This window comes from Pedosphaera parvula Ellin514, from assembly GCF_000172555.1.
Lineage (GTDB): Bacteria > Verrucomicrobiota > Verrucomicrobiia > Limisphaerales > Pedosphaeraceae > Pedosphaera.
Genome location: NZ_ABOX02000028.1, coordinates 38202 through 54153 on the forward strand (window position 1 = coordinate 38202; position 15952 = coordinate 54153).

Consider the following 15952-nt stretch of genomic DNA (forward strand, 5'->3'; position numbering starts at 1 on the left):
AAGGTTATTTGCGGACAGCGGATGCAGGGTCTGCCAGGGGATTAAAGATTTTAGTCTTCTGAATGTTTTTGAGGCCCCAATCCGCAATGCTGCGCATCAAGGGACGGAGTGTGAGGCCCTTTTTAGTCAGTTCATAGCGGATGCGGCGTCCGTCAGCGGCATCACCCACCATGCGGATATAACCCGCGGCTTCGAGCATTTTCAGACGGGCGGAAAGAATGTTCGTCGCGATGGCTTCGGGTGAGGCGAGGAATTCCTGGTAATAATGTTTGCCGAAGAGGAGGTCGCGAACGACGAGGAGGGTCCAGCGATCGCCGATGATATCGAGCGTGCAAGCGACGGGGCAAGGGGAACGTCGGGTGGTTTTCAATGTCGATTCCATACACTGGAATATTACTTGCATAGTGCAAGTTAGTCCAGAGATAACTTGCGAAGTGCAAGTCAAATGTGATTCGCCGGCCGCCTACGCGGTCAGCACGATGAATTGGGTTGAAGCGCAAGGCAGGTCCGGGAAGCGGAGCAAGCGAATGTGCCTGGCGGGAGGATTTGGGATTGTGGGGCGCGTTCGCGGAGAAGCTCGATGTGGTGAGGAGTGTTACCGACGAGGTCAGAATTCGACAGGAGTCTCTTTCCACCATTAATTGCTTGCTGGCGCGCAGGATTTGAATCCCGGGTACCTTTTAAAGCGGCGGGGCGGGGAGGGGTTTGCGGACGAGGTGGTCGGGATATTGGTCGAGGCGGGCTTTGGTCCAGCGGGCGTATTCGGCGTGGCCGTCGGCGTAGACATAGTTGGCGCCTTTGAGGTGGCGATTGTATTTGATCCAGCCCTGATTGGCGTAGTTGCCGGAACCCCATTGAACGAGCGCGGCTTCGCCGACCCAGGTGTCGTAGTCGTCCTGGGAGACTGCGCCGTAGTCGGGGTTGTCACGGGCGTTCATGGCTTCGGAGTTACGTTCGGAGAAGAGTATGAGGTTGCGATTGGAAAGGTTGGCAACGGCGGTATCGGTGGCGAAGCCGCCCAGTGCGCCTTCGACAGCGTAACGGGCGGAGCGATGGGTGAAGACGGAGTCGAGGAGATAGCTCTCTATGGTGAGGAAATCTTTTTCGGCAAGGGCTTGCTCGGAATCGACGGGTGGCTCCTGGCTGACGTCGGCAATCTCACCGTTATATTGCATCAAGTTAACGGCGAGAAAAGTGGAGCGGACGGTGCGGTCGGAGGGGCAGAAGGCGACCTGTCGGCTTTTGAGATAAGGCTGGAAAAAGATGACCCATGGTTTTTCGGCCTGACTGTTGCCGGAGCCGCCACCGGCGCAACCGGCGGGGTCGCTGGGGAGCGTATCGGTTTGGGTGCCGTCATCGAGGACCCAGCCTTCGTGGTGGTGGAAGAGCCCGCCGTTGTAATCGTCCATGTAAAGCCGGGCGGCGAGTCCGAGCTGGCGTTGATTGCTGAGACAAGCTGCGCGACGGCCTTTTTCTTTGGCGACCGCGAGTGCAGGGAGGAGAAGTCCAGCCAGAATGGCGATGATGGCGATGACGACCAGAAGTTCAATCAATGTGAAACCGGCGCTGGCGGTTTCTTGATGAAGTGGTCGCATAGGTCCGATTCGTTTCTCAATTGGCCTGCCATCTAGAATCCAAAAGTGTCACATTTCTGGTGTGGCTTTGGGATCAATACAAAGAAAAACCGGATAAAAAGTAGAATGATGGATGGGGGGAGTGGAATGGGGGAAAACCCGTAGAGCGGAATTAATTTTTGATTTGCGATGCGAGGTCGCTTACGCGAATTGAGGCATATTCGGCAGGACAAGATCGTGGACCATGCCAGTGCGGCGCAGCGGAGGTCCTTCCGGACAGGCACGGCGCCCCACCCACCGGCCTGGCGGTGGGATTGGGATCGCCGGGTGAAAAGTAAAAGCTGTGCGGCGTTTGAGCGGCACAGCTTTTTGTAATAACCGAAGTCTTCAGAATTTGTATTTGATGCCAGAGACGAGTTTGATGTCGTTCTTTTGGCGGCCGGGGGCAGGGACGTTGTAGTAGGTGTCCTGGATGTAAGCCGTGAGGCTTACCTTTTGGGTAAGGGCGGCGTCGGCACCGATTTCGGCATTAATGAAGAAGTTGTTGAAATCGTCGACTTGCGGGAGAATTTCGAAGGATTGCCACACCTTTGCCGTGTCGCTGAACTTGTGTTCAAAGCGTTCGCCGGCGCGGAGGCTCAGGAAACCTTTGGCGTCGCCGCCTTGATTCTGATAGACAGCGGCAGGACCGACTTCACCTTTGAGGGTGGTGTCTTTTTCCTTGATAAAAAAGTAACCAACCAGCGGTGCGAGGGTGAACCGGTATTTCACGTCGGCGATGGCGTCGTGCAGGCCTTCCAACTTCACACCATAATACCAACGGTCTGAGAGGAGACGGTTATATTGGGAGAAGCCGTGAAGGGATTCGGTGTCCTTGACGCCCTTGTTTGCGCCATAGGCGGCATCGGTGCCGAGGAGGAGTTCCTGATCGGACCACTTTCTCTGGCTTGCCAGATTCGCGGTGGCGAGGACGGTTCGGCTGTTGCCGCGGGTGAGGGTGAGGCCGGCGGCGGCACTGCTTTCCCACTTGGGTTTCACAATTTCCACAACGGCGGGCACCGGGGCGTTGGTGACCGGGGCGGGTTGGGTTTGGGCGGTTACGGTTAACGGGAAGGCGAACGAGCAAACACTCGCTCCAAGGACATAATATTTCATGGTACGTAGTTTGGTATTCAGGTCTTTCCCTTTGCTGAAGGGCACGGTGTTTCCTGTCATTCAGCTGGTTACATCTTTGAAGATGGTTCACAGAGACTCGTCTGGAATAGCCGGAGCCCTGTCGACAACCTCAGTGGGAGGGTACAACAAAGGAGCGGGAAGATAGTAAAATGGTGGTGGGATGCAATAGATTTTGAGGCTTGGAATGGAATTTTTAATAAAGCTTAATGATGAGATAAGAAGGGGTCAAAATCGAGTGAAGTAAGGTTTGGCTCGCGGAATATTGGGACCTGAATCACGTCGATATTGAGGTTGGAAAAGAAAAACGAGCTGAAAAAGATCCGGGGATTAGGAATGCAACGCAAGTTATTGATTATAAGGTGGAAGTGAGCGATTGCAAAATTGTGAGGGTGGACCGCCTGTGAGGGATTTGGCGAGTTGTAAGAATGATGGCATGCTTAACACTGAATATGAGGGGTTCAGGATGTCCGATTGACATTTTTTGGCTTTTGCGCCAGTTTCCCCTCACTTGCAAGGGTGTAAAGGTCATTGAAGCAGCGTCCTTTGCGAAAAAATAAGAGTTAGATCCATGGGAAAAGCGTTAATAATTGCGGAAAAGCCGTCTGTAGCCAGCGACATCGCGAAGGCACTCGGCGGATTCACGAAGCACGATGATTACTTCGAGAGTGATCGCTATGTGTTGTCGTCTGCTGTGGGCCATTTGCTGACGATCTGCGTGCCGGAAGAGTTCGAGGTGAAGCGTGGCAAATGGACATTCCCGCAACTACCAGTGATCCCGCCGCATTTCGGTTTGCAGCCGATTGAAAAGAGCGAGCCGCGCCTGAAAGTTTTGACCAGGCTGATCAAACGCAAGGATGTCGATGTACTGATCAATGCCTGCGACGCAGGTCGCGAAGGGGAATTGATTTTTCGTTACATTGTTCAACACGCAAAATCGGACAAACCGATCAAGCGTCTCTGGTTGCAATCCATGACCCCGACGGCGATTCGGGAAGGGTTTGATGCGTTGCGCACCGGGGAATCGATGCAACCGTTGGCAGATGCCGCGGTATGCCGGTCGGAATCTGATTGGTTGGTAGGCATCAATGGCACGCGCGCGATGACGGCGTTCAACTCGAAGACCGGCGGGTTTCATCTGACCACAGTGGGCCGCGTACAAACGCCGACATTGGCGATTTTAGTTGAGCGCGAGGAGAAGATTAAAAAATTTGTTCCCAGAGATTACTGGGAAATTCATGGGACGTTCGGTGCGCAAGCCGGCGAATACATGGGGCGTTGGTTTGATGAGAAATTTTCGAGGAAAGATGGAGACGTTGACCATAAAGCAGAACGTGTTTGGGACCTGAAGCAGGCGGAGGCGGTTCGCACAAAATGCCTGGGGAAGCCGGGAATCGTCACCGAAGAAAGCAAGCCGACCACCCAGTTGTCGCCCTTGCTTTATGATTTGACCAGCTTGCAACGTGAAGCAAACGGGCGTTTTGGTTTTTCGGCGAAGAACACCTTAGGGTTGGCCCAGGCACTTTACGAAAAGCACAAAGTATTGACCTATCCGCGAACTGATTCCCGCGCCTTGCCGGAAGATTACATTGCCACCGTGAAGCAGACGTTGGGCGTGTTGGAGGGTATTACGGGTTACAGCACATTTGCGGATACGATTTTGAAGCAGGATTGGGTCAGGCCAAACAAGCGCATATTTAATAATGCGAAAGTGTCTGATCACTTTGCCATCATCCCAACGGCCCTTGCTCCCAAAAACTTGAGCGAGCCAGAGCAGAAACTTTACGATTTGGTCACGAAGCGGTTCCTGGCGGTGTTCTATCCCGCGGCAGAATTCCTGGTGACGACACGCATCACCCGTGTTGACGGTGAGCCGTTCAAGACCGAAGGCAAAGTGCTGGTGAATCCGGGCTGGATGGCAGTTTACGGCAAGGAAGTGCAGAGCGATGACACGCCGACTTTGGTGGCGGTGCAGCAAAATGAAAAAGTCGATACCAAAAACGTTGAGGTTATTGCCAACCAGACGAAGCCACCCGCACGGTTTTCGGAAGCCACACTGTTGAGCGCAATGGAAGGTGCGGGCAAGTTGGTGGAAGATGAAGAGTTGCGCGAGGCGATGAGCGAGAAGGGATTGGGCACGCCGGCGACGCGGGCTGCCATCATCGAGGGTTTGCTTTACGAGAAATACGTTCTGCGCAATGGACGTGAATTGCAACCAACAGCGAAGGCATTTTCTCTGATTACACTGTTGCGGGGATTGAATATTCCTGAATTATGCTCGCCTGAGCTTACCGGGAACTGGGAATTTAAATTGCGCGAAATGTCTCGCGGCCAATTGAGGCGCGAGGAGTTCATGCGCGAAATTGAGGACATGACCCGTGCCATCGTGAGCAAGGCGAAGCAACACGAGAGCGACACGGTTCCAGGGGATTTTGCAACGCTCAAGGTTCCTTGTCCAAAGTGTGGCGGTGAAATCAAGGAGAACTATAAAAAGTTCCAATGTCAGAGTTGTGATTTTGCCTTATGGAAAATTGTGGCTGGTCGGCAGCTTGAAATCGAGGAAGTGGAAGAGTTGATTTCGAAGAAAGTGGTTGGACCGTTGCAGGGGTTCCGCAGCAAGATGGGCAAGCCATTTGCGGCCGTCATTAAAATGACTCCCGAGTTCAAACCCGAATTCGATTTCGGCCAGGGGCAAACCAACCCGGATGGCACAGCGGTGGAAGTGGATTTCACGGGGCAGGAGCCGGTCGGGAAGTGTCCAAAGTGCGGCAATCGGATTTTCGAAACGCCCATGGCGTATGTTTGCGAGAAGGCGGTTGGCGGCAATCGCACGTGTGATTTTCGTTCCGGCAAGATTATTTTACAGCGCGAGATCGATCGCGCGCAAATGGTGAAATTGCTGACGAATGGCAGGACCGATTTGCTGCCCAAGTTTATTTCGAAGAAGGGCCGTCCATTCTCTGCGTTTCTGGTTATTGGCGAAGGTGGGAAGGTGGGTTTTGAATTTGCACCGCGGGAAAAAGCTGTCAGAGCCGCCAGGACAAAAGCGCCAGCTGAAGCGGCGACGACTGAAAAAACCTGATGATTTGTGAGCGATTCAACCTCTCCTGTGCCGGAAGGTGATCCGACGCCTGAGCCTGCCGAGGTTTCTGGAACAAATTCGGCGTCGGAGGAGAAATGGATCAAAACTTTTCTCCATCATCTTGCCGCCGATCGGGGAGCTTCCATTTATACTCAAAGGAACTATCGGCAAACGCTCGTTGAATTTTATGGTTGGCATCGCAAGGAGCGGGGAGTTGAGCCTGCCTGGGAGAATTTACATCGTGATGACTTTCGAGGTTACCTGCGATTTCTTGGCCGTGGGAACCTGAGTCGTGCGGCGATTCAATTGCGCTTTTGCGCCTTAAGAACTTTTTACAAGTTTTTGATCAGACACGGAGTTGTTTCCGCTTCGCCGATCAAAAACGTCTCGCTGCCCAAAATGGAGAAGCGACTGCCTAAATTTCTTACTGCGCAGCAGATGGTTGAACTTTTGGGAGCGCCGCTAAAACCGTTGGCGACGCCAAAGAAAAAAGGGCCCGGTCGTCCGATTTCTGCTACTGTGTGCTACCGCGACGTGGCCATTCTTGAGACAATTTATTCGTGCGGATTGCGTATCAGCGAACTCTGTGGGTTAACTGCGCAGGATATCGATTGGAATGAACAGTTGGTGCGAGTTCGTGGGAAAGGGAAAAAGGAGCGGCAGGTGCCCATTGGAGAACCTGCGCTGACCGCCATTCGCAACTATTGGAGCACGCTGGAGCAGTCGCCAGGCGGCGGCTCACCTGTTTTCCTTGGAGAAACGGAGAAAGCGGCGGCACTTTCACCCCGAGTGCTGCAACAACGGCTCAAGAAGTACCTGGCGCTCGCCGGACTGGATCCAAGCCTCACGCCTCATAAGCTCCGTCACAGCTACGCTACCCATATGCTGGATGCCGGTGCCGACTTGCGCAGTGTTCAGGAATTACTAGGTCACGCCCACCTAATAACCACGCAAGTTTATACTCATGTTAGCACCGAGAGACTGAAGCGCGCTTACGACTCAGCACACCCTCGTGCGTAAAATTCTGACGCAGTTTAGTCGCGGGATGGCGTGGTATTTGCTTACTTACGCTTACCAGTTTTTGGTTGATTAGAGCATCGGCAATATGAACTATCATATAGCCAGACTAAAGCATTCGTGCCGATAACTGGCCTTGATGTATGTGCGCGGCGAAAAACCAGCAAAATATGCCAGTAAGTAAGAGGAAGAAAACAATCAAAGTGTTGTTGGCAGATGACCATCCGGTTGTCAGAAAGGGTCTCGGCTCATGCCTGAACAACCTGGAGCACATCGAAATCGTCGGTGAAGCTGTCGATGGTCAGGAAACCGTGAGCAAGGTAAGGGAGCTTTCGCCCGAGATCGTTCTCATGGATTTAGACATGCCAACCATGAGTGGGTTGGAGGCGACCAAAATAATTCGCAGGGAGTTTCCGCTGGTAAAAGTGCTGATTCTTTCCATTCATACCAACAAAGATTACGTTCTCCAGATTATTAAATCAGGTGCCCAGGGATATGTGCTCAAAGACGCACCCTTGACTGAGTTGGTACGTGCAATCGAATCAGTCCATGGAGGTGGCGCTTTTTTTAGTCCCGATATCAGCCAGATCATGCTGGATCAATACCTTGCCGAAGCGACGAATGGCGAGGAATCGGGGAATTCCAAAAAGCTGACGAACCGTGAGACTGAAGTTCTCTCCATGATTGCCGAGGGGCAGAGCAACAAGGAAATGGCGAGTCGAATGGGGGTTGGAGTCCGCACCGTTGAGACTCACCGGGAACGAGTGATGAACAAGCTCGATATCCATAATGTTGCTGGCTTGACCAAGTACGCCATTGCACACGGCATCATCAAACTTGAGAAGTAAGTAGGGGAAATTATAACTAGACTAAATCTTGTTTATACCCCTGATGGTTAGGGCCTTGTGACTTTAAAATGTTTTAATTATCTGTAGACAACGTGTTGTCAACTTCCTATTCTTTTCGCCGAAGGAAGGGTTAGTTGCACTTCACTACTTCTTCTTCGTTTAAGAAAGGCAGGTCGTTCCAGTTAAGTCGGTGGACACTCTTTGGATATTCGTACTTTGCCGGGATCCATTCCGTAATCTCAATTGTTGAGGTTACGGCATAGTTACGAATCAGAATGGGATGCATGTGAAATGGGGCAGAGCCCGTCTACCAGTTGTTCCATGGCTGGTTATGTGTCTCAGCACCTTATGCAGTTGTAAAAATAGAACCATGAAAATTAGAAGCATTTTGTCCCTGTTAGCTGCCGTTTTTACCTTGATGTTTGCCTGGCAGGTTGTCGCGCAAACCAACTCGCCGACCGTGGTGACAGATCAAGAGGATTATGCGCCGGGCTCAACCGTTTATATTACTGCCACCGGATTTTCTCCCAACGAAATTGTTCAGCTGCGTGTCTTGCATGTAGGCGATGATGGTGATGGTGACAACACCAACAGCCCTGCCCACCAGCCATGGCAGGCTACGGCGGATGATACCGGAAGCTTTCAAACTACCTGGCTTGTCCCCGCGGACCAGGATGAACTAGGTGCTACGCTCCAACTGACCGCCACTGGATTGGCATCCGGGCTGATTGCGCAGGCCATCTTTACCGACGGACCTTTCGCCACGCTTACCGTTGGCCCCCAAGCTTCACCTGTCAACGCCGGCCAGAGTACAACCTTTCTGATTACTCTTGGTGGCAAATCCGGAGGCAACTCTGTTAATATTAATTTATCCGTCACGAATCTGCCTGCTGGAGCCACCGGAGTTTTTAGCCCCAACAATTTTTCGTCAGCAAGCAGTTCAACAACATCCACACTTACCATCACGACGACAGCTTTAACCCCGGCCAGTGTCACCAACTTCACCGTGACCGAAAGCACATCGCTTCTATCCGGTACCGGAACTTTGACTGTTTCTGCCGGTGCAGCAACAATGGTGCGGGTGGAAACAAAGGCCAATGGCACAGGTACTCTCGTGCCTGCCCAAGCTTTTGGACTTGGCACCAGTGCTTTGACCGTTTACGCGATCTCACGTGATTCACAAAGCAATTTTGTTGCGAATGTGGCCGCAACTGCTTGGACGCTGCAAAATGTCACAGGTGGTGTGGTAAGTGGCGATCTGGTGCCGTCGGCTGATAAGAAGAGCGCAACTTTTACGCCAAACCATGCCGGGACTGCAACCATCCATGCGACTTCAGGCGCCCTCACAACAACTGATTCCGGCACGCTGACAGTAAACAAAGCGACTCCAACGATTACCTGGACAAATCCCGCGGCAATCACCTATGGGACGTCTTTGAGCTCTACTCAACTCAACGCCACCGCCACCGTGCCGGGGACATTTAGTTACACCCCACCGGCTGGAACGATCCTCGGGGTCGGGAACCAAAATCTGTCGGTTACATTTACCCCCACAGATACCACCGACTATAATACCGCGACCGCAACGGCAACCGCCACGGTCAGCAAGGCGGTGCTCACGGTCACGGCCAACAATGCCAGTCGCAGCTATGGCTCCGCCAATCCCTCCTTCACCGCCAGCTATTCGGGATTTGTGAATGGTGAAACCCTGGGCACCAGTGGAGTAACGGGCAGCCCAGCCCTCACCACGACGGCCACGACCAACAGCTCTGTTTCAGGCAGTCCGTATATTATTACTGCGGCGGCAGGTTCGCTTGTTTCAAGCAACTACAGTTTCACCTTTGCCAATGGGCAGTTGACGTTGACAAAAGCCGCACTCACAGTCACTGCGAACAATGCGACGCGGGCCTATGGGTCGGCCGATCCTGTTTTCACCGCGAGCTATTCGGGCTTTTTGAATGGTGAAACCCTGGGCACCAGTGGTATAACCGGGAGCCCAGCCCTCACCACGACCGCGACAACGAACAGTCCTGTTTCGGGCAGCCCTTACACAATTACAGCTTCAGCAGGCACCTTGAGTTCCGGCAACTACAGTTTCACCTTTGCCAATGGACAATTGTCAGTGACCAAAGCCAACTCGACAATAAGCGTTGCCACTTCAGCCAATCCGTCGCCAACCGGTTCCAATGTCACACTCACGACCACCATTGCTACCACTGCCTTAAACGTGACCGCACCTTCAGGTTCAGTTCAGTTCAAGTCGGATGGCTCACCATTGGGTTCGCCGGTCACTATTGGTGGCGGTATTGCAAGCATCACTTCTGCAGCCCTGTCCCATGGTTCCCATACCATCACCGCTGAATACGCAGGGGACTCAAACTTCTCGGGCAGCACCAATAATCTGGCTGCCCAACTGGTAATCAACATTTCTCCTGTCACCCGCGCTTTTTCCTTGGCCGCTAACCAGGATAGCCCGGCAAGTTTCTCTCTCAGCAAATTGCTCAAAACTGTTTTTGATGCAGATGCAGATGTAATTGCTCTTTCGAGTCTGAGCGCTACGAGCGCCAACGGAGGTTCGATCACACTGAACAACCAGGTAATCACCTACAATCCGCCTGCCGGTTCCACCAACTCTGATTCATTTACCTATGTCGTGAATGATGGCCAAGGTGCTTCCGCAACCGGAACAGTGACCGTCACCATCAAAGGTTCCGGTCCTACTCAGCCAGCCCAAAACATCACTGGCTTCGCCATATTGGGTAATGGACATGCGGTGACCAAATTTGCCGGCATACCCGGACGCGATTATACGGTCCAGGCATCAACGAACCTGATCAATTGGCTTAACATCGGTTCAGCAACCGCAGGAACCAATGGTCAGTTCCAGTTTGAAGATGCCAACGCGCCAAGCTTTCCCTCGCGCTACTATCGCACGATTCCTTGAGGAGCCAACCTTAGTGATTTGAGGCGGTTTTGTATTTCGCTGAGTGCCCCTTGGCGGGAATGGAAATGGTGTAATTCTTTCCGTCAGAGTCAACGGAAAGTTTGATGTAATTGCCGCTGCAATGCTCTTCGAGATTTGCAATGTATTCGTTGGAAGTATTGTTTTCAGAATCTGCCCGCAGATTACGGTGAATTTGATACATCGCCTTGATTGAAGGAATCGACTTCAAAGTTGCGAAGGTTTCCTTTTCACACCCCTTGGTGGTGCCGTTACTCATTACACTGATGGTGGGTGAGAGACTGCGGAGCAGCAGGGGATTATTGCTCATGTCCAAACCATGGTGATCCACCTGGTAAACATCCACGTTGCCCACCAGGTTGGCTGGACAAACCAACTGACTCTCGAGATTCCAGGTAAGGTCACCACCATCAAAGAAACGAAAATTCCCAAAGCTCAATAACATGACAATGCTGTTGGCATTATCCGTAATGTCCTTTTCGTGAGTCTTGGATCCGGCACAGATGGTTTCATTTTGGGGATTTTTCGGAATTTCTTTTGTGAAAGCCTGTTTTGCGGCGATGCAGCGAAGAGTTAACTTTGCTGTATCCGGTTCAGTGGATTGATGGAGCGGAATAATTTGATCAGGTTTTATGATCTGGCGCGCATCCACCTGCATTTCCTGATACGGCTTGATAAGCAGTGGAAAACGTGTGTCCTGCGGATTATTGTCTGGATTGTGATCAGGGATTCCATTGTTGTAAACTGTTCCGATGGGCATCAATTTGGAAAGCTCGGCCGCGCCACCAAAATGGTCAATGTGCAGGTGAGTTGTAATGAGATAATCAATCTTTTTCAAACCGGCGATTTTGGTGGCTACGTCGTGAATGCGCCCGGCATCTCTTCCACCAGGCATGCCTGTATCGATTAAAACCGATTCATTGTTGGGGGTTACAATCAGAGTACCGCCGCCGCCCTCCACATCCACCCAATAGATATCCAGTTTGTGATCGTTCAACCCGGCCTGGCAGGTCAAAACACCTGCAAAACCGAGAGCCAATGTTGTCAAAGATTTGATTCTCATAAGATTGTGTTTGGCGGAGCAGCTTATGATTGGGGCTCTTTTCGACACAAACTCAAGAAGTTTTTTCAGAAAGAAACTTTTTATTTTATAAAATCCCTTGCCAAATGGCCTGAGTCGAACTTCAATACTGGAGGACGTTGGCTGGATAGCTCAGTCGGTAGAGCAGAGGACTGAAAATCCTTGTGTCGCCAGTTCGATTCTGGCTCCAGCCACCATCTTTCCCCAACGTTGTAATTTTCCCTCCGCTTTGGAACTTAAATCAGGTCACAATAAATACATTGATTACCAATGGAGTTAGTACCTGCTTTTTAACCTCTACCAACACGTGGATGGATTTTCTCTATGGCGCATCAAAAGAACGCCAGTAACCACATCGTCGTTATCGTCTTGACCAACGGCGGCATTAGTGCTGACTTCCGCAATATCATTGGTCCGATCAGGCGTCCCATGCTGGGAGCGGAGAAGATATCACCTGGCTGGTTCAATAGTGTTAATTTAACTTCCGAATATGTCGCAGGATTGACAACAGCCGAGGCCTGCCTTTTCAGGTCTGCTCCGGCAGCGACCAGGTCGGGAAAAGAAAGGGTGCCGGGCTTCGATTCGCCAACTCGAGCAGAAGTAACGGCCAGCGTATCGAGGGAGTCTCCCGGCACCCAAAATCTTTCGGGGGTTTTGGCCCCCACGTTAAAAGAACTAACTCTTCTTCTTTATGATCTGCGTGAGCATCAGCAGCTCATTTAGTCCAGGCCAGTGGGAATCCGTATCGGCTGATGTGCTGCCATTCGTTTTCTACGCGCATCCCAAGGCTCTTCCATCAAATGGTTCAATAATCCGATTAATACCGGCAGTGCCAGCGGCTTTTCCATCAGAGCGACAGCTCCCGCCGCCGCCGCTCGTTCGTACTGATTCGGCCGGGCGGTTATGATTACAGTAGGCAGGAACGGATTAATTTCCTGCATCCGATCCAACGCATCCCAACCGTTAATGACCGGCATGTTCACATCCAGTAAAACCACATCTATTTGCTGCTCGCTAAATCTCTCGAGAGCTTCCTGTCCATTAGCCGCCTGAACCACTTCGTAATTTTCGGACTCCAGTGCCCGTCCCAACGATTCGCGCACGGAAATATCATCGTCGACCAATAGAACTTTAGCTTTCACAACATCTGACAAAACCCCGGAGGCTGCGCTTTGAGCAACCACCAAGGGAAATCCATGACCGGCACAAGCGTCTGGAGTTGGTTTGATGTTTTCCTGCCCCGTCTTTCTGGTATGCTTAATGCCTGTAGCACGGAACGGTGATTAGCTTTTTGTATGCCAGATGGTTTATGAAAATAACTTCATTGATATTCAGGGGTTTCTGCGTTCATAGGCATTGTTTGAATCTGGCCTGGTTGGCAATTTACTTTCCATTCATGGCAACTTAGTTTCCTAAAAATGACTGCGATTAAATTGCGGCTGATTGGCTTTGCGTTGGCGATTTTTTTTGTCGCGCTGATGATTGCGTGGGCTGCGCATGCCAGTTGGTTGCGGGTGGAAAGACTGAGCGACAAGATGAACACTGCTCATATCGGCAGTTTCCAGACCGCTGATTACTTCCGTGCCAATTTTCAGGAACTGAATTACACATTGCTTAAATACCATGTTCGGCAGGACACCAAAGACCGGCAGGCCTTTTTAAGAGGATTGAATGAGCAGAATGCCTGGATCGATGCACAGCGCCCGACCTTGCTGACGCCCAAGGAGGGTCGAATCATGGATCAAATCAACGCCGCCTATGACGATTATTTTGCCGCCTCCACAAATCTGTTGAAAAAAATCGAAACATCACCGCAAGTTCGCCAGGCGGAATTCGCGGACTTTGAGAAGGTTGAAAGGGAATCAGATACGTTACTTAAACTGGCTAATGAACTGGTTGCTGCACATCAGGAATCCCTCAACAGATTTATTTCGGATTCTCAGAAATCGTTGAACTTTCTTCGGGGCCTCATTTTCGGCTCACTCTTTCTGCTATTAGTTCTGGGGGCATGGCTTGCGAGCGTGGTCTATCGCGACATGATAAATCCATTGCGCCTCAGGCTTGTGGAGAGCACGGCCATGATAGAACGCCAGGAGAAGCTGGCTTCACTCGGGGTCCTCGCTGCCGGCGTTGCCCACGAAATTCGCAATCCATTGACCGCGATCAAGGCCCGCCTTTTCACTCAGCAAAAGGCACTGACTGTTGGTTCTCCCGAATTGGAGGATGCGTTGGTTATTGGCAACGAAATCAACCGGCTCGAGCGGATCGTTAAAGACTTCCTGCAATTTGCCCGCCCAGCGGACCCTAAATTGAAACTGATGTCCGCCGAAAAGACTTTGCGCGATGTCAGGGATTTGATGGCACTGCAACTGGAACGATCATCGATCGATATGAAATTGGAACTGAATAGCGCGGGGCAAATCCTGGCTGATGCCGCACAAATCAAACAGGTTTTAATCAATCTCGTACAGAATGCTGCTGAGAGCATTCCGCAAAAGGGGACGGTGACGCTCAGAGAAAGAAAAGATGTCACCCGGTTAAACGGTCAATCTGTTCCGGTGGTAATTCTGGAGGTCGAGGATACCGGCAATGGCATCTCTGCCGAAGTGCAGAAGCGTCTCTTCGACCCGTTCTTCACCACCAAGGATAGCGGCACCGGTCTGGGACTGTCGATTGCAGCCCGAATCATTCAGAAGCACGGGGGACTTTTAGAGTTCCAAACTCAGGTCAACCGTGGCACAACCTTCGGTATTGTGTTGCCTGAAGCCAATAACTCATGAGTGTCAAAAGGACTTTATTACTGATCGAAGATGATGCGGGAGCGGCTGATGCTCTTCGTCGTGTACTGGTCAATGAGGGCTACACGGTTTCCTGCGAAGGACGCGGTGATTCAGGACTTGGAACTGCTGAAACAATTAATTTCGACGTGGTCATTTCGGATTTAAAATTGCCCGGATTGGATGGTTTGGAATTGGTGAAGCGGTTACATCAGGCGAAGCCGCGTCTGCCCATCATCCTGATGACGGCGCATGGAACCACTGAGACAGCAATCGAAGCCACCAAGCTCGGTGCGTACGATTACCTGCTTAAGCCCTTCGAAATGGAAGAGCTGCTGGATCTGGTGGAGAAAGCCGTCGAGAGCAGCCGGCTTATGTCCGAGCCTGTAAAAATGGGCGAATGTGTTTCCGCGCGAAATGCCATTATTGGCAACAGCCGGCTCATGCAAGGAATCTATAAGGAAATTGGACGTGTTGCCGCCAAGCCGATAACCGTTCTAATCCGCGGTGAAACCGGGACTGGAAAGGAATTGATCGCCAGAGCCATCTACCAGCACAGCGATCGGAGCGCAGCACCATTCGTTGCGGTTAACTGTGCGGCGATTCCGGAGACATTGCTGGAGAGTGAACTCTTTGGACACGAACGGGGTGCTTTCACCGGGGCAGATATGCGTCGGATCGGGCGCTTCGAACAGGCCAGCGGGGGCACGCTTTTTCTCGATGAGATTGGGGACATGAGCCTGAACACTCAAGCCAAGCTGCTCCGCGTTCTCCAGGAAAAGTATATCCATCGTTTGGGAGGCAGGGAACCAATTCCAATAGATGCCAGGGTGATTGCGGCTACCCACCGTGACTTGGAAAAGGCACTACATGATAAGCAATTTCGCGAAGATCTCTACTACCGCCTGAATGTTGCGGTCATCAAAACTCCTGCCTTGCGTCATAGAAGTGAAGATATTCCCAATCTGGTGAGATATCTTATGCAAATCTATGGAGCTGATTTTGACATTGAGTCACCCTCCATCCAGCCGGAAGCACTGCAGTTTTTACAAAATCAACCATGGCCGGGGAATGTGCGCGAGTTGGAAAACGTGGTGCGACAGGTCCTATTGCTCGCGGGAAGATACACCATCAGTATCGAACATGTCCGCGAGGTGGTCGCCAAAGTGGGAGAAGCAGTCGCTGGCGGCAATCAATCCATCGCCGCCGGAATTGGAACTTATCTAAGTCGGGCGAGGCGGGGGGAGATGGAAGGGGTGCATGCCACGGTTATTGAAGAAGTGGAACGAGAGTTGTTTGGCCAGGCCATAGAACTCGCCCAGGGGAATCAAGCCAAGGCTGCGCGCTGGCTCGGGGTTTCACGCATAACCATGCGCGAAAAATTAAACCATTTCGGACTGCACCCAGGGCAGAGTAACCCGGCTGATTAGCCAATTGA

13 protein-coding genes and 1 tRNA gene are annotated in these 15952 nt (G+C 51.7%); 9 read left to right on the forward strand and 5 right to left on the reverse strand.

All coding sequences use genetic code 11. From position 1 onward, the window contains the following. Positions 1–4 precede the first annotated feature (4 nt). Positions 5–403, reverse strand: coding sequence for a winged helix-turn-helix transcriptional regulator (locus CFLAV_RS19645; protein ID WP_237712423.1), 399 nt, complete (start codon positions 401–403; stop codon positions 5–7). 86 nt (positions 404–489) lie between these two features. Between CFLAV_RS19645 and CFLAV_RS35620 the strand changes: the two genes are divergently transcribed. Further along, positions 490–666, forward strand: a complete 177-nt coding sequence (locus CFLAV_RS35620; protein WP_160164620.1) for a hypothetical protein — start codon at positions 490–492, stop codon at positions 664–666. A gap of 14 nt (positions 667–680) precedes the next feature. Here the strand turns inward: CFLAV_RS35620 and CFLAV_RS34255 are convergent, their stop codons facing one another. Together CFLAV_RS34255 and CFLAV_RS32720 are read right to left on the reverse strand one after the other, a co-directional pair. Further along, complete coding sequence (locus CFLAV_RS34255; protein ID WP_007416561.1) at positions 681–1595, reverse strand: type II secretion system protein; 915 nt, start codon at positions 1593–1595, stop codon at positions 681–683. 366 nt (positions 1596–1961) lie between these two features. Continuing rightward, positions 1962–2789 (reverse strand): DUF481 domain-containing protein, encoded by an 828-nt coding sequence (locus CFLAV_RS32720; RefSeq protein WP_007416562.1) that lies wholly within the window; start codon positions 2787–2789, stop codon positions 1962–1964. 529 nt (positions 2790–3318) lie between these two features. Here CFLAV_RS32720 and CFLAV_RS19665 point away from each other — a divergent pair. The 4 genes from CFLAV_RS19665 (at position 3319) to CFLAV_RS19680 (ending at position 10638) form a co-directional block, all read left to right on the forward strand. Then, positions 3319–5829, forward strand: a complete 2511-nt coding sequence (locus CFLAV_RS19665) for a DNA topoisomerase III (protein WP_007416564.1) — start codon at positions 3319–3321, stop codon at positions 5827–5829. 6 nt (positions 5830–5835) lie between these two features. Further along, the gene (locus CFLAV_RS19670) at positions 5836–6849 is read left to right on the forward strand and encodes a tyrosine recombinase XerC (protein ID WP_007416565.1); all 1014 of its coding nucleotides are present in this window, start codon (positions 5836–5838) and stop codon (positions 6847–6849) included. A 167-nt stretch (positions 6850–7016) separates the two neighbouring features. Next, positions 7017–7694, forward strand: coding sequence for a response regulator (locus tag CFLAV_RS19675; protein ID WP_040549528.1), 678 nt, complete (start codon positions 7017–7019; stop codon positions 7692–7694). 370 nt (positions 7695–8064) lie between these two features. Then, positions 8065–10638 carry an MBG domain-containing protein gene (locus tag CFLAV_RS19680; protein WP_007416568.1) on the forward strand — a complete coding sequence of 858 codons (2574 nt, stop codon included), beginning with the start codon at positions 8065–8067 and terminating at the stop codon, positions 10636–10638. Between the two features lie 10 nt (positions 10639–10648). Here the strand turns inward: CFLAV_RS19680 and CFLAV_RS33710 are convergent, their stop codons facing one another. Next, positions 10649–11719 (reverse strand): ComEC/Rec2 family competence protein, encoded by a 1071-nt coding sequence (locus CFLAV_RS33710; protein WP_007416569.1) that lies wholly within the window; start codon positions 11717–11719, stop codon positions 10649–10651. A 139-nt stretch (positions 11720–11858) separates the two neighbouring features. On the opposite strand from CFLAV_RS33710, the gene CFLAV_RS19690 reads away from it, so the two are divergent. Further along, a tRNA-Phe gene (locus tag CFLAV_RS19690) sits at positions 11859–11934 on the forward strand. Positions 11935–12061: 127 nt separating this feature from the next. Continuing rightward, complete coding sequence (locus CFLAV_RS19695) at positions 12062–12460, forward strand: hypothetical protein (RefSeq protein ID WP_007416570.1); 399 nt, start codon at positions 12062–12064, stop codon at positions 12458–12460. Here the strand turns inward: CFLAV_RS19695 and CFLAV_RS19700 are convergent. Then, positions 12457–12879: a response regulator gene (locus CFLAV_RS19700; protein ID WP_050785866.1), complete on the reverse strand. Its 423-nt coding sequence runs from the start codon at positions 12877–12879 to the stop codon at positions 12457–12459. The two genes, CFLAV_RS19695 and CFLAV_RS19700, sit on opposite strands and share 4 nt — an antisense overlap. A gap of 276 nt (positions 12880–13155) precedes the next feature. Between CFLAV_RS19700 and CFLAV_RS32725 the strand changes: the two genes are divergently transcribed. Both CFLAV_RS32725 and CFLAV_RS19710 read left to right on the forward strand, forming a co-directional pair. After that, complete coding sequence (locus tag CFLAV_RS32725; RefSeq protein ID WP_007416572.1) at positions 13156–14517, forward strand: two-component system sensor histidine kinase NtrB; 1362 nt, start codon at positions 13156–13158, stop codon at positions 14515–14517. Continuing rightward, entirely contained in the window at positions 14514–15944 is a 1431-nt protein-coding gene (locus CFLAV_RS19710; RefSeq protein ID WP_007416573.1) for a sigma-54-dependent transcriptional regulator, read from the forward strand. The genes CFLAV_RS32725 and CFLAV_RS19710 overlap by 4 nt, the downstream gene beginning before the upstream one ends. Positions 15945–15952: the final 8 nt, after the last annotated feature.